Source organism: Cupriavidus sp. YAF13, from assembly GCF_052113425.1.
In the GTDB taxonomy this organism is placed as follows: domain Bacteria; phylum Pseudomonadota; class Gammaproteobacteria; order Burkholderiales; family Burkholderiaceae; genus Cupriavidus.
This window is the reverse complement of record NZ_JBFRDD010000026.1, coordinates 40,748-55,385: the sequence shown is the minus strand read 5'-3', so window position 1 is coordinate 55,385 and position 14,638 is coordinate 40,748. Positions and strand designations below refer to the sequence as shown.

The following is a 14,638-nucleotide window of genomic DNA, read 5'->3' as shown; positions in this document are numbered from 1 at the left end:
CAAAGGACATTCATGACAACGACAACGCAATCTGACGCCGGCGCACAGGCAACGGCCGAGTATGTCCGCTTCGCGCAGGCCGAAGCTGCCCACATCCCGGACTTCCCGCAAGACCTGGCGCTGCGCCCTGTAAACCGGGTGGCCGTGGTCGGCGCGGGCACCATGGGCGGCGGCATCGCCATGGCGCTGGCCAATATCGGCGTTCCCATCACGCTGATCGATAGCAGCCAGCAAGGGCTGGATACCGGCCTGCGCCGCGTGCGCGACAACTACGCCGGCAGTGTTTCGCGCGGCAAGCTGGATGCCGCTGCCATGGAGATGCGGATGTCACGCATCACCGGGTCGGTGACCCTGGCTGACGCCGCCACGGCCGACATGGTGATCGAGGCCGTCTTCGAGGACATGGCGCTCAAGCAGCAGGTGTTTCGCGAACTCGATGCGCTGTGCAAGCCCGGCGCCATCCTTGCCACCAACACCTCGGGCCTGGATGTGGACGCCATCGCTGCAGTCACGCGGCGCCCGCGGGACGTGGTTGGCGCGCATTTCTTCAGCCCGGCGCACGTGATGCGCCTGCTCGAAGTGGTGCGCGGCTGCGAGACCGCGCCGGACGTGATCGCCACCTTGATGGAACTGGGACAGCGCATGGGCAAGACCGCGGTGCTGGCACGCGTCTACCCGGGTTTCATCGGCAATGCGCTGTTCCGCAACTACACGCGCGAAGCGCACTTCCTGGTTGAAGAAGGCGCTCTGCCGCACGAGGTTGACCAGGCGCTGACCGGCTTCGGCTACGCCATGGGCATCTTCGCCGTGCACGACATGGCGGGCAACGACGTGGGCTACCAGACGCGCAAGGCGCAGATGGCCACCAGGCCGCAGGACCGGCGCTGGAACGACCTGATCCTGAGGCTGACTGAACTTGGCCGCCTGGGGCAGAAAAGCGGCAAGGGCTGGTACCGCTATGAACCCGGCAGCCGCGAGCCGCTGCGCGACCCCGAAGTCGAAACTTTTATCGCGCAGGAATCGGCACGCCTTGGCATCGCGCGGCGCCCCGTCGGCGCCGAAGAGATCGTCAAACGCTGCGTCTACAGCATGATCAACGAGGGCGCCAGGCTGCTCGAGGCCGGCGTCGCGCTGCGCCCAAGCGACATCGACACGGTCTACCTGACCGGCTACGGATTCCCGGCGCGCCATGGCGGCCCGATGTACTACGCCGACCACATCGGGCTGCGCGAAGTCTGTGCCGACATTGAGCGCTTCCACGCAGAGCACGGCTACTGGTGGGAACCGGCGCCGCTGCTGGTCCGGCTGGCACGCGAAGGCAAGACTTTTGCCGATTACCAGCGCGGGGACGCATGACGTTGCGGGGCGTCCTCGGGGCGCCACGGCGTTAAGGCCGGCTGCGCAGGCCAGGCACGTTGCATTTTCAATACGAGTTCACGTATACCACTATGCGTTTTATAAATACCAGTGTGCGATAGTTCTGCCACTTCCCGATCCGGGATTGATATTCAAAACATGGAGGAGAAAGTCATGAAGAAAAGTCTTGTCGGCCTTGCCTGCGCCGTTGCCAGCGCAGCCGCGGCAGCGCAGACTTCCGGTGTCACGCTGTACGGCGTTGCCGATGCCAATATCGAATACACCAATAACAACCTGGGAAGCGGGCCCGACGGGCACTCCAAGGTCGCCCTGAACTCGGGGGGCCTGTCTCCCAGCCGATGGGGCTTGCGCGGCATCGAAGACCTGGGTGGAGGCAAGCGGGCCATGTTCGCCCTGGAAAGCGGCTTCAGCCTGGATACCGGCGTTTCCACGCAAGGCGGGCGCCTGTTCGGCCGCCAGGCCTGGGTAGGGCTTGGCGCCGGCGCACATCAACTGACGCTGGGCCGTCAATACACTTCGCTGTTCCTGATGATGGCCAACTACTCGCCCACGGCGTATGCCACGACCTATGAGCCGGTAGTGGGTATTGCCGGCGCGAACCTGCGCGAAGACAACATGGTGAAATACCATGTCGATCTCGGCCCACTGGCAGCAGAGATGCACTATAGCTTCGGCGAACAGCCGGGCGCGCTCCAGGGTTCCGCCGGCTATGGCGGCGGCTTCGACTACCGCATCGGGTCTTTCGGCGTCGCCGCCGCCTACGACAGCATCGACAGCGCCGAGGTGGGCAACAACTTCACCCGCACCCAGAAGGCGGCGCTGGGGCTGCGCTACCAGATTACACCAGCGCTGCTCGCGCAGGCAGCGTACCGGTACAACAACAACGGCACGCGCGCGGCAAACACCGCGGCACGCGACGATCTGTGGTGGTTTGCGCTGAACTACCAGGCCACCGGCGCGTTGCAACTGACCGGTGCCGTCTACTACGACAACGTCAAGTCGCTATACACCGCGACCGGCCAGAGCAATCCGAGCAACCCCTGGCAGATCACACTGATTGCCGACTACGCGTTGTCCAAGCGCACCGACGTCTACCTCAGCACAGCCTATACGAAGAATGCGTCGCTGAACTTCGAAAGTCTGAATGGGGCGGCGGCTGCCTATCAGATCGCACCGAACGAGAATAGTCAGTTCGGTGCGGCAATGGGCGTGCGGCACAAGTTCTGAGCATGAGTTGCCGTGTGGGCTGAAGCGGTCCGCGCTTGGCCGCCTCCGCCCTCACGGCTACGCAGCACCCGCAGCAGCGGGCTTGCGGCCACGCCGGGCGCCACCACGGGGAACCGGGCTCCGGGAAGCCGTGGCCTCGCCGCCGCCCTCGCCTTCAAGATAACTCGCCGGCAATGTCGAGAGGAACTCGGAGAATCCGGTCGTGCCTACCGGCGCGTGTTCGAGCATGGCCGCATGCGCGGACGCTTCGTCACCACCGAGGATGGCTTCCGCCAGCCGCTGGTGATCGTCGAGCACGCGCTGCCGGCGCGCCGGCGTCTGGAAGATGCGCGGGCGGTAGCGCTGCATCAGCCGGCGGATGCTCCCGATCTGCTCCACCAGGTATTCGTTGTGGCTGCCCGCGTACACGACATCGTGGAACTCCGCGTTGGCCCTGGCGAAGCGCTTGCCGTCGTCTTCCGCGTGCGCCTGTTCGCATTCGGCGCGGGCGGCCCTGAGCCGGGCGCGCTGGTCATCGTCCATGCGGCGCGCGGCCAGCTTCGCCGCAACGGCCTCCAGCTCGCCCAGCAATTCGAGGGTCTCCCGCAGTTGCGTAATTGACAGGCGAGACACAAACACCCCCACCCGGGGCACGATGCGGACCATGTTCTGCACGGAGAGCTGCTGGAGTGCTTCACGCACGGGCGTGCGGGAGACGCCGAAGCGTTCTGCGAGCATGCGTTCATCCAGCGGCGTGCCGGGCGGCATGTCGCCGTTCTCGATTTCACGCTGGATCGTGGCCTTGATCTCGCCGGCCATGCTTTTCTTTTCGGGCTGTGTCATGGGGGTCTGGAATGTTAGGTTCTGCCAACGCAGTATACCGAAATGAAATACTGGCATGCACCTCGAGGTGCGGAAAGAAGCAGCTATAGCAGAAAAAGAAGCCCGAACGCGATCCCAGGCTTGTGGCGTCTGGGCTCACGTGCCAGAATCACCGCGATAAATACCAAAAGCTATTTCTGGCATCAACAAGATCGTCGACCGCATGCTCGCTTGCACATGGCGCGGCAGCGCGGCACGTAGACAACCGATCAAGGAGACCCCCCTCATGCAAGACCTCGCCGGCGTGCCGGCCCGGACAGCGTCCGGACCGCGCACGTATTACCGCTATTGGTTCCTGACGCTGCTCATCCTGGTGTATGCCTCAAGCTTCGTCGACCGCATCTTCATTTCGGTTGTGGCACAGAAGATCAAGGCTGAGATGAGCCTGTCCGACGTCCAACTGGGAATCCTGGGCGGCTTGGCGTTCTCGATCCTGTACGCAACACTCAGCATCCCCGTGGCACGGCTGGCCGAACGGCGCAACCGCGTCACGCTGATTTCCGTTTCCATCGCGCTGTGGTCTGCGATGACCGCGCTGTGCGGGACCGCGGGGAATTTCTGGCACCTGCTGCTGTATCGCCTGGGCGTGGGGATCGGCGAAGCTGGCTGCACACCGGCTGCCCATTCCCTGATTGCCGACCAGTTCCCTCCCGAGCGGCGAGCCACGGCCTTTTCCCTGTATGCGCTGGGGCCGCCGCTGGGCGTTATCGCCGGGGCCATTGGCGGCAGCTGGCTTGCGCAAAGGCTGGGCTGGCGGGAAGCCTTCTATGTGGTGGGATTGCCGGGCCTCATCCTCGGGGGCCTGGCATGGCTGACCCTGAAAGAGCCCCAGCGTGGCGCCAGCGATCCGGACCATGCCAATGCGCAGCAAGTGCCGTCCCTGCGAGAAGTGCTGTCGGTGTTGATGCGCAGCCGGGCCTTTGTGCAGTTTCTACTGGGCACGGTCATCTGTGCATTCGCCCAGTACGCGATCAACCTCTTCATGCCGGTTTACCTGGCACGCGTCTTCGGCATGGATATGGTGCAGGCAGGCCTGGCTTTCGGCCTGATCGTGGGTATCGGCGGTCTGGCGGGCAATGCGCTGGGCGGCTTCGCGGCGGATGCGGCCGGGCGGTACGACCCGCGCTGGTACGCCTGGGTACCGGCTTGCGGCACGCTGCTTGGCTTCCCGCTCGCGGCGATCGCCTTTCTGCAACAGGACTGGCATGTTGCCGTGCCCCTTCTGCTGCTGTGCACGCTGATGCTGAATGTCTGGAACGGCCCGACTTTTGCCGTGGTACACGGCCTCGTTTCGCCTCGCATGCGTGCCACGGCGTCAGCGATCGTCTTTCTTACGATGAACCTGATCGGGCAAGGCTTCGGCCCGCCGACCATCGGGATGCTGAGCGATCTGTTTGCCTCGCACATCTTTGCCGCCGGCAATTTCCAGGCGATGTGCCACGCGGGGCAAAGCGGCGGGCACGCGGTGGCTGCCTGGCAGGGTCCGGCGGCGGCGGCCTGCGCACAAGCTTCGGCGCAGGGACTGCGCTATGCCATGCTGACGATGAGCATGATCTTTGCGTGGGCAAGCCTGCACTACTTCTTTGCAAGCCGGCAACTCGGACGGCGGGCTGCCGGGTGCTGAACGCTGGCGTGGCGGCTGCGGCTACCCGGCCGCGAGAAGCGATATCCCGGAACTAGCTAACGCACCAGCAGACCAAGCCGCGATCCCTGCCCGCGTGTGCGCCGGGTAGTCCATTCCAGTTCTTCCACGCTCCTTCCCCTTCGTTGGTTGGGATTCAGTTTCGACATGCCATCATGGCACGTCAACGCGGCTGTCGTGCTGCGCGAGCAGCAGATGAGCATGCTTTGCTCCAATACCACTCGTCGGTCTGAGGCGGAGCATCGTTAGGTAATCAGTGTGCCTCGGATGCGCTGAACCGTCGCCTGTAGTAACCCGGACTAGTTCCAAGCCGAGTCCTGAAATGATTGCGCAAAGTGGCTGCAGCACCAAAACCGACTTGCACCGCGATTTCATCCACGGATAAATCGGTCTCTTCGAGCAATGCCCTGGCCCGGCCCAGGCGCTCGGAAAGTAGCCACTCCCCTGGCGGCGTCCCCATCGTACTGACAAAGTGCCGCTGAAAGGTTCGGGCGCTCATCGCCGATTGTTTTGCCATTCTGACAATCGACCAGCCTTCGTCCAATGTTGCGCGCACCGCGTCCACCAAGGGTGCGAGCGAAGCGCCGCTACGCTTTGAGACCGGCTCGTCGATATATTGGGCCTGCCCGCCTTCGCGGTGGGGTGGCATGACAAGTCGGCGTGCGACCTGATTGGCTGCGCGCGGGCCAAGGTCCCGGCGAATCAGGTGGAGGCACAAGTCGATTCCCGCCGCACTACCGGCAGACGTGAGGACATCGCCGGCATCGACGTAAAGCACGTCAGCTTCCACATGGACTTCCGGATATCGCGCCGCGAGCGCTGCGGCATGACGCCAGTGCGTAGTCGCACGCTTTCCGTCCAGCAACCCTGCTGCCGCCAAGACAAAGGCGCCCGTGCAGATTGACATGACGCGCGCCCCGCGTTTATTCGCCTTCCTCAACGCGCGGCAAAGCTCCGGCGGGACGTCCGCTTCGATACCGCGCCACCCCGGGATGATGATGGTTCTCGCTTTGGCCAGGAGTTCGAGGCCACCGTCAGCCTGTACCTGGATTCCACCCGAACCGCGCAACCTTCCCGATTCGGCGGAACAGGTCATGAAGCGATACCAGTTTTCGCCCATTTCAGGTCTTGGCAGACCGAACACTTCAACGGCGCAGCCGTATTCAAAGAGGCTCAGACCGTCATACACGACGACGGCAACCAGTCCTGCGTTGACAGATGATTGTGATTTGGTCTTTGGCACGATAGGGACGGAAATTGGCTTTGATGCCACTAGCAATCGATTTTGCCCCATCTGCTCTACATCTCGCAAGACTCTCCCTCGCGTCTGTTGCGTGTGCTGCGGTCCTGATCTCCCCCCACTCCTCTCAAGTTGGCACGATCTTTACGAAAGTTGTCGTTCGCGCCACTAGTGGGTTCACCTTGCACCGCTTATCCTGTGATCGGTGGTTCGCGGTACGGAAAGCAACGCGCGTCCGCCAGCAATTTCAACCCGCAGAGAGAGTGAAAGTGAAAGACAAACTATTCATGCTTCGCCCCGGCTTTTTTTCAGGCTCGGAAGGTCCGTTCTATTGTGGAGATTCCGTTGCCGTTGAAGGCCTGCTCGGTTTCTTCCCGCAGTTGCGCAATGAAGTTGATGTCGAATACATCGATGCGCCCCGCCCTCGCATGGCACTTGTCGAACTGATCGGCGAGGCGAACCAGTCCGCCCCCGTCCTGGTGCTGGGCGCCGGGCGCGCGCCGGTCGATGGCGGCGTGGAGATTCGCGCACACGGGCAGACGCGTTTTATCGATTCGCCCGACCATATCCGTCGATACCTGTCGTCGCAGTACGGTGTGGCGCGTCCCGCCTCCTGACTACAGCCCAACCCGGCTCATGCGTGAAGAGGCCTTCCATGCAGCCCCGGCGCGCCATCGCAATTGCGATCGGCGGCATCGTCTACCGCAACATTGCGGTACCCATGCGTGGCGGGCCTCGACTTCGACCCTGTTCGGTAATCGCTTCAGACATTCGTCTGAAGTCTCTTGAATAAGCTACGGATTCTCCAATGTCTTCGCCCAAGCATGCCAAGGTCCTGATTCTCGGTTCCGGCCCTGCCGGCTACACCGCCGCCGTCTATGCAGCGCGCGCCAACCTGTCGCCGGTGCTCGTCACGGGTCTTGCGCAGGGCGGCCAGCTGATGAGTACGACTGATGTCGAAAACTGGCCGGCAGATGCGACCGGCGTGCAGGGCCCCGAACTGATGCAGCGCTTTCTCGACCACGCCGAACGCTTCAACACCGAGATCGTGTTCGACCACATCCACACGGCGAAGCTCGACGAGAAGCCGATCCGCCTGATCGGCGATTCCGGCGAGTACACCTGCGAGGCGCTAATCATCGCGACCGGCGCATCCGCACAGTATCTCGGCCTGCCGTCCGAGGAATCCTTCATGGGCCGCGGCGTGTCCGCCTGCGCGACCTGCGATGGCTTCTTCTACCAGCAGCAGCATGTGGCTGTGGTTGGCGGTGGCAATACGGCTGTCGAGGAAGCGCTGTATCTGGCTGGCATCGCGAAGAAGGTCACGGTGATCCATCGCCGCGACAAGTTCCGCGCCGAGCCGATCCTGGTCGATCGTCTGCTTGAGAAGGAGAGGCAAGGCGCCATCGAGATCAAATGGAACCACGTGCTCGACCAAGTGAATGGCGACGCGGCCGGCGTGACCGGCCTGCGCCTCAGGCATGCGCAAACCGGCGAGATCGCTGACCTCCCGGTGCAAGGCGTCTTCATCGCCATCGGCCACAAGCCGAACACCGATCTCTTCAAGGGCCAGCTCGAGATGAAGCACGGCTACATCATCACGAACGGCGGCCTCTCGGGCAACGTCACGGGCACGAGCGTGCCGGGCGTGTTCGCGGCGGGCGACGTGCAGGACCACATCTATCGGCAGGCGATCACCAGCGCCGGCACGGGCTGCATGGCCGCGCTCGATGCGCAGCGATATCTGGAAAGTACGCTGGTCTGAATTTCTCCATTGCGTGGTCACAGTGGAATATTTCTCCAATTATAAGCGTGAGGATGGGCATTTTTTGGAAGCCTTTTGCGGGAGTCGAAGACTATGATTTCTCTCACAAACAGCGCGAAACCGGCTTTCCAATCCGGGACCGGACGACGCGCAATACCGAATCACGCCCCCACCATGAGAACAATATTCCGGCTCTTCAAGGCGCATCCCGCATCCGTAGGCGAGAGCTATCTGCAGCATATGTCGTCGTCGTTTTCGTTCGGCGCGTCGATGCTGATCGCTTCGATGGCAGCGCTCGTGCACGGCATCCTGCCTTTTCTCTTCGTCACCACGGGCAGCAACACGATCTCGCGGCTGCATGAGCGCATGGTCACCCATCGCAACCGCATGGCGTCGCGTCACCGATAAGCAAGCCCCCCTTCGACACCAACATGACAAACTCACTAGCGTCTTCCCTGCTACGCCCGGTCCCCTACATGGGCGTGATTCACGTCGTTCACGAAGCCGTCAAGCTCGGCTTCCAGAACGGTCATCCCGACTGGTGCAACCTCGGCCAAGGGCAGCCTGAAATCGGGCCCATGGCAGGCGCGCCGGAACGGCTAGCTTCACTGGAGTTTGACGTGACCGATTGCGCCTACGGGCCGGTCGGCGGCATCGATGCCCTGCGTCAGGCGGTGGCAAACGATTACAACCGTCGCTATCGTCGCGGCAAGGCATCGCAGTACACGAAGGACAATGTCGCGATCGCGTCCGGTGGGCGGCTTGCGCTGTCGCGCCTGCTCGCCACCCTCGGAGAAGTTCGTCTGGGTCACGTCGTGCCCGACTACACCGCCTACGAAGATCTGATCACCTACCACCGCCATCGCTTCACGCCGGTCACGCTGCCCGTGGGGCCCGAAGACGGCTTCGCCATCCCGGCGCAGGCGCTCGAGGGATTGATCGCCAGGGAAAAACTGGGCGCGCTGCTGTGGAGCAATCCCAACAACCCCACGGGCGCCGTGGTGCGTGGTGAAGCGCTGGCGCAGTATGTGGCGGCGGCGCGCAACACGGGCTGCTGGATGCTGCTCGACGAGTTCTATTCGCACTACGTGTTCGAAGATGGCCACGCCCCCGCGGACCAGCCGGTATCTGCCGCCGAGTTTGTCGAGGACGTGGAGACGGACCCGGTCGTGATCGTCGACGGGCTGACGAAGAATCACCGTTACCCCGGCCTTCGCGTAGGCTGGGTGGTGGGGCCTACCGACGTGATAGACATGATCAGCCGTGCGGCAAGCGCCATCGACGGCGGCCCGCCGACGATCGTGCAACGGATTGCCGTGCAGGCGCTGCAGCATGACCGTGCGGATCAGGAAACGTCCGCATTGCGGGAAATATTCGCAAGGAAGCGCCGCATCATGCTCGACGCGCTGACCGACATGGGTGTCGAAATCCCCTGCCCCGGCAACGGCACGTTCTATCTGTGGGGCCGGGTGCATCGGCTGCCCGCGCCGCTGAACACTGCGGACACCTTCTTTACTGAGGGCCTCAAGCGCAAGGTCATGACCGTGCCCGGCAGGTTCTTCGACGTCAATCCGGGAAAGCAGCGAGCGAACGAGTATATCGACGCAAGCTGGGTACGCTTCTCGTTCGGTCCGCCCGAGCCCAATCTCCGCATGGGACTGGAGCGCCTGGGCGATATGGTCAACAGCGCCAGACGAGGGTAAGCCGGATGTCCCCCGATACCTACCTCTCGCACGGCGTCATCGATCCCGACGATTTCGGCGGCGTCGTCAATCCGCCGGTCTTCCACGCGTCGACCGTGACGTTTCGCAATCTCGACGACATGGAAGCGCGCGGGCGCACGATGTCTGGCGCCGACACGGATGTCATGTGGTACGGCCGCAAAGGCACGCCGACCACCTTCGCGTTGCAGAATGCCTTGGCGCAGCTCGAAGGCGGGCACCGCTCGCTGTTGGTGTCGTCGGGCCTGGCGGCGTGTACGAGCGCGATCATGGCATTCGTCAAAGCCGGCGATCACATCCTGGTGAGCGACAGCGTCTATGGCCCGACGCGTCACTACGTCGAAACGGTACTTGCCCGGTGCAACGTGTCGGCGACGTTCTACGACCCCACGCTTGGGTCCGACATCGCGGCCTTGTTCCGTCCGACCACGGCCCTCGTGTTCGCCGAGTCACCGGGTTCACAGACGTTCGAAATGCAGGACATTCCTGCCATTGCGAAGGTCGCACACCGGCATGGCGCGGTCGTCGTCATCGACAACACGTGGGCCACGCCCTTGTTCTTCAAGCCATTCGAGCACGGCGTGGATGTCTCCGTGCATGCGGGGACGAAATACATCGTCGGGCATTCTGACGCTTTGATGGGTGTGATCACGACCAACCGTGAGGCATGGAAAACGGTGCGCGAGTATGTCTTCGCCACCGGCCAGCACGCGGGCCCGGACGACGTTTATCTCGCACAGCGCGGATTGCGGACGATGGCCGTGCGCCTTGAGCGGCATCAGCGTAGCGGACTGGCCATTGCCAATTGGCTGGCCGGCCGGCCTGAGGTGGCCCAGGTGTTGCACCCCGGGCTCCCTGGTGCACCGGGCCATGCACTCTGGCGTCGGGATTTCTCGGGGGCTTCAGGATTGTTCAGCGTCGTACTCAAGCCCGGATATGGGCGTGAGGCGTTCCGCGCCTTCATCGACGACCTGAAGCTGTTCCGCCTGGGCTTTTCCTGGGGCGGATTCGAGAGTCTGGTGATGCCCTTCGATCCCAAGGAGGAGCGCCCCGCAGCCGCATGGCCGTATGCCGGCCAGGCATTTCGATTGCACGTCGGCCTTGAGGCCAAGGAGGATTTGATCACCGATCTGGAGACCGCGTTCCGCCGACTTGTTGGGCAATAGCGTTGCCCTTCAAAAAATACTTATACCCACATTGGAGACAAGGCATGAAATCCCTGAAGTTGCTGTTGCAAAGCGCGTGCATCGCGATCCTCCTGAATATCACGACGCCTGCCGTGCACGCTGAAGATATGCTGGATTCGGTCAAAGCCAGCGGTGTCCTGAAAATCGCCATGGAGGGCACCTACCCACCGTTCGGCTATCGCAATGGCGACGGCCAGCTCGACGGCTTCGACGTGGCAGTTGCCAAAGCCGTGGCCGACAAGATGGGACTGAAGGCCCAGTTCATCACCACCGAGTGGAGTGGCATCATTGCCGGATTGCAAGCCGGCAAGTTCGACGTCATCGTCAACCAGGTGAGCATCACGCCGGCACGCCGCCAGGCCCTGGATTTCACCCAGCCATACGTGTATTCCGCGGTCCAGGTGCTTCAGCGCAACGATGACAAGCGCGAGTTCCAATCGCTGGAGGAACTAAAGGGGAAATCAGTTGGCGTCACGCTGGGCAGCAACTATGCCGAATTGGCCAAATCGGTGCCGGGTATCCTGGTGCAGACCTATCCGGGTACGTCGGAAAATCTGCGTGACCTGGCGGCCGGGCGCATCGATGCTGCTCTCAATGACCGGCTGATGCTGCCGTACCTGATCAAGAACTCCAAGATGCCGCTACGCACCGGCGCGCTGCTTGCTGGCACGAAGCTTGAAATGGGCATCCCGTTCCGCAAGGGCAATCCCAAGTTTGCCAAAGCAATTGACGACGCGCTGAACGCGCTGCAGCAGGATGGTACATTGCACAAGCTTTCCATCCAGTGGCTGGGCACCGACGCCAGCAGACCCATCACCCAGTAATCGCTGCCACGCGGGCCAGCCCGTCCCATCGCTGCAGGTATGGGGCGGGCCGGCCACGCGGCCACTGCTACGGATCGAATCATGGAACCTCTTGACCTTGTTATTCAAGCATCGCCGGTACTCCTGCATGGAGCAGCGATCACCGTAAAATTTGCGTTGGCGTCGATGGTGCTCGGCCTGCTGGTCGGGATCGTGGTCGCCATCATGAGTATTAGCGCCAGTCCAATCCTCGGCGGTATTGCCCGCACCTATGTCAGCGTCATGCGCGGCACGCCGCTGCTGGTGCAGATGTTCGTCGTCTATTATGGACTGCCGGACCTAGGCATTTCTCTTGACCCCACCAGTGCCGGCATCCTTACCCTCACGGCCAATGCCGGCGCGTACCTGTCGGAGAGCATGCGCGGCGCAATTCTCGGCATCAGCCGGGGGCAATGGAGCGCGGCGCACAGCCTTGGGCTCAGCCATCTGCAGACGCTCGGCTATATCGTGTGCCCGCAGGCCCTGCGGCTTGCCGTGCCGAGTCTCGGAAACACGCTTATCAGCCTGATCAAGGATACCTCGCTGGTCTCCGTCATCACCGTAACCGAGTTGCTGAGGTCATCCCAGGAAATCATCGCCTCGACCTTCCAGCCGCTGCCCTTGTACCTCGCGGTAGCGGCGATCTACTGGTTGCTCAGCACAGGATTGTCGTGGGTGCAGCGTCGCGTCGAGGCGCGCCTGACACCGCCCGTGACACGCTGACCCGGCGGACCAGCAAAGCGAGACAAAAACAATCTACAAGTAGGAGACAAAACGATGATTACCCTCGAAGGCGTATCGAAGTGGTACGGTCAGTTTAAGGTGCTGGATGCATGCAGCACGCGTGTAGACAAAGGCGAGGTCGTGGTCATCTGCGGCCCGTCCGGATCAGGAAAATCCACGCTGATCAAGACGGTGAACGGACTCGAGCCAATCCAGCAGGGCCAGATCAGTGTGGACGGCGTGAGGGTCGGTGACCCGAAGATCAAGCTCGCCCAGCTGCGTGCGCGGGTCGGCATGGTGTTCCAGCATTTTGAGCTGTTCCCGCATCTGTCCATTCTCGACAACCTGTCGCTGGCGCAGGTCAAGGTACTGAAACGCCGCAAAGAAGAGGCAGAGGACAACGGCATGCGGCTGCTCGCGCGCGTCGGCCTGAAGGCCCATGCGCAGAAGTTCCCCGGACAGCTTTCGGGTGGGCAACAACAGCGCGTTGCGATTGCGCGCGCGCTGTCGATGGATCCGGTCGCCATGTTGTTCGACGAACCGACATCGGCGCTCGATCCCGAGATGATCAACGAGGTGCTGGACGTGATGGTCGAACTTGCACGCGAGGGCATGACGATGATCTGCGTGACCCATGAAATGGGGTTCGCGAAGAAGGTCGCCAACCGTGTGATCTTCATGGATGGCGGCGCCATCGTCGAAGACACCGGCAAGGAAGCCTTCTTCGGCGACCCGAAGTCGGCCCGCGCCAAGGAATTCCTCGCCAGGATCCTGCACTGATTCACGCAGGCTTGCCCGAGGGCGGGCGACGGTCATGGGGCGACCAACGTCTCCGGTGACACCGCATCCCGCCCTCCCGTCTTGGTCCACCTACCCCGGAGTCGAAAATTATGAAGATCTCGGATCGCCTTGCTTCCTTTGCCCGCCTCGATCTGGTCGGCGCGGTCACACCCCTGCTGAAACTGGATCGCCTGTCCCGGATGCTCGGGCGCGATATTTACATCAAGCGGGATGACACCACGCCACTCGCATTTGGCGGAAACAAGTTGCGCAAGCTTGAGTTCCTAGCCGCCGACGCCTTGCGCAAGGGCGCCGACACGCTGGTGACGGCCGGCGCCATACAGTCGAATCATGTCCGGCAGACGGCTGCGCTGGCGGCCCGTCTCGGACTGCGTTGCATGGCCTTGCTGGAAAACCCGACCGGCACCACAGACTGCGATTACCTGCATAGCGGCAACCGCCTGCTGCTCGATCTGTTCAACGTGCAGGCCGAGCCGGTTGCCAATCTCGACAACGCCGACGCGCAATTGCAAGCCCTTGCGGAACGGCTGCATGGCGATGGGCATAAGCCTTATGTCATTCCGATCGGCGGGTCCAATCCGCTGGGGGCATTGGGGTATGTACGGGCGGGCCTGGAGTTGGCGCAGCAAGCCGAAGTGATGGGTCTGACATTCTCGGCGGTCGTGCTGCCCTCCGGCAGTGCCGGTACCCACGGCGGGCTTGCGCTGGCGCTCGCATACGCGATGCCGGATACACCGGTCGTCGGGGTTACCGTCTCGCGCAGCGTCGCAGCGCAGACTCCGAAGGTGGCAGGGCTGATCGAAGGTACCGCCGGGCTGCTCGACGTGGAGGTGCCGGCAGGGCTGAAGGTCGATCTGTGGGACGAGTACTTCGCACCTCGCTATGGCGAACCCAACCAGGCGGGGCTGGAGGCCATCCGCATCCTGGCAGGTACCGAAGGTGTGTTGCTCGATCCCGTTTATACGGGGAAGGCGATGGCTGGTTTGCTCGATGGTGTAGCGCGCAGGCGTTTTGCTGGGGATGGCCCGCTGTTGTTCCTGCATACCGGGGGTGCGCCGGCGTTGTTTGCGTATCGCAATGCAATCAACCTGGAAATAGGGACAGCGGCTACGATGATCCCAACGACGTCTGTGCTCTGACCGATGGCGGACTAGATTACTTGACTGAATTGATTGCGTAGCGATTGAGTCAAGTTTTTCTACGCGGTGATTTTGGGTTTTGTCGCGATAAGGAAGTAGTGCCAGCCAGGAGT

General features: G+C 62.5%; 14 protein-coding genes. 12 read left to right on the top strand and 2 right to left on the bottom strand.

Annotation, left to right across the window (positions count from 1 at the left end):
• Window positions 1-12: 12 nt before the first annotated feature.
• Together AB4061_RS20955 and AB4061_RS20950 are read left to right on the top strand one after the other, a co-directional pair.
• Complete coding sequence (locus AB4061_RS20955) at window positions 13-1,356, top strand: 3-hydroxyacyl-CoA dehydrogenase NAD-binding domain-containing protein (RefSeq protein WP_441637107.1); 1,344 nt, start codon at window positions 13-15, stop codon at window positions 1,354-1,356.
• 174 nt (window positions 1,357-1,530) lie between these two features.
• The gene (locus tag AB4061_RS20950; RefSeq protein WP_441637105.1) at window positions 1,531-2,604 is read left to right on the top strand and encodes a porin; all 1,074 of its coding nucleotides are present in this window, start codon (window positions 1,531-1,533) and stop codon (window positions 2,602-2,604) included.
• 57 nt (window positions 2,605-2,661) lie between these two features.
• On the opposite strand, the gene AB4061_RS20945 is transcribed toward AB4061_RS20950, so the two are convergent.
• Window positions 2,662-3,426, bottom strand: coding sequence for a GntR family transcriptional regulator (locus tag AB4061_RS20945; RefSeq protein WP_441637103.1), 765 nt, complete (start codon window positions 3,424-3,426; stop codon window positions 2,662-2,664).
• Window positions 3,427-3,691: 265 nt separating this feature from the next.
• Between AB4061_RS20945 and AB4061_RS20940 the strand changes: the two genes are divergently transcribed.
• On the top strand, window positions 3,692-5,089 hold the full coding sequence (locus AB4061_RS20940) for a spinster family MFS transporter (RefSeq protein ID WP_441637101.1): 1,398 nt from the start codon (window positions 3,692-3,694) through the stop codon (window positions 5,087-5,089).
• A gap of 271 nt (window positions 5,090-5,360) precedes the next feature.
• Here AB4061_RS20940 and ftrA read toward each other — a convergent pair whose 3' ends face one another.
• Entirely contained in the window at window positions 5,361-6,419 is a 1,059-nt protein-coding gene (gene ftrA, locus AB4061_RS20935) for a transcriptional regulator FtrA (protein ID WP_441637099.1), read from the bottom strand.
• A 197-nt stretch (window positions 6,420-6,616) separates the two neighbouring features.
• On the opposite strand from ftrA, the gene AB4061_RS20930 reads away from it, so the two are divergent.
• The 9 genes from AB4061_RS20930 (at window position 6,617) to AB4061_RS20890 (ending at window position 14,525) form a co-directional block, all read left to right on the top strand.
• Window positions 6,617-6,964, top strand: coding sequence for a DUF3088 domain-containing protein (locus AB4061_RS20930; RefSeq protein ID WP_441637203.1), 348 nt, complete (start codon window positions 6,617-6,619; stop codon window positions 6,962-6,964).
• A gap of 191 nt (window positions 6,965-7,155) precedes the next feature.
• Window positions 7,156-8,112: a thioredoxin-disulfide reductase gene (trxB, locus tag AB4061_RS20925; protein ID WP_441637097.1), complete on the top strand. Its 957-nt coding sequence runs from the start codon at window positions 7,156-7,158 to the stop codon at window positions 8,110-8,112.
• A gap of 174 nt (window positions 8,113-8,286) precedes the next feature.
• The gene (locus tag AB4061_RS20920) at window positions 8,287-8,520 is read left to right on the top strand and encodes a DUF6356 family protein (RefSeq protein ID WP_428179827.1); all 234 of its coding nucleotides are present in this window, start codon (window positions 8,287-8,289) and stop codon (window positions 8,518-8,520) included.
• Between the two features lie 68 nt (window positions 8,521-8,588).
• A complete protein-coding gene (locus AB4061_RS20915; protein WP_441637095.1) occupies window positions 8,589-9,815 on the top strand; it encodes a pyridoxal phosphate-dependent aminotransferase in 1,227 nt (408 codons plus the stop codon).
• 5 nt (window positions 9,816-9,820) lie between these two features.
• On the top strand, window positions 9,821-10,999 hold the full coding sequence (metC, locus tag AB4061_RS20910; protein WP_441637093.1) for a cystathionine beta-lyase: 1,179 nt from the start codon (window positions 9,821-9,823) through the stop codon (window positions 10,997-10,999).
• Window positions 11,000-11,043: 44 nt separating this feature from the next.
• Window positions 11,044-11,844, top strand: a complete 801-nt coding sequence (locus tag AB4061_RS20905) for a transporter substrate-binding domain-containing protein (protein ID WP_441637091.1) — start codon at window positions 11,044-11,046, stop codon at window positions 11,842-11,844.
• A gap of 81 nt (window positions 11,845-11,925) precedes the next feature.
• The gene (locus AB4061_RS20900; protein ID WP_441637089.1) at window positions 11,926-12,585 is read left to right on the top strand and encodes an amino acid ABC transporter permease; all 660 of its coding nucleotides are present in this window, start codon (window positions 11,926-11,928) and stop codon (window positions 12,583-12,585) included.
• 54 nt (window positions 12,586-12,639) lie between these two features.
• Window positions 12,640-13,365, top strand: coding sequence for an amino acid ABC transporter ATP-binding protein (locus tag AB4061_RS20895; RefSeq protein WP_428179831.1), 726 nt, complete (start codon window positions 12,640-12,642; stop codon window positions 13,363-13,365).
• Between the two features lie 110 nt (window positions 13,366-13,475).
• A complete protein-coding gene (locus tag AB4061_RS20890) occupies window positions 13,476-14,525 on the top strand; it encodes a D-cysteine desulfhydrase (protein ID WP_441637087.1) in 1,050 nt (349 codons plus the stop codon).
• The last annotated feature ends 113 nt before the right edge of the window (window positions 14,526-14,638 follow it).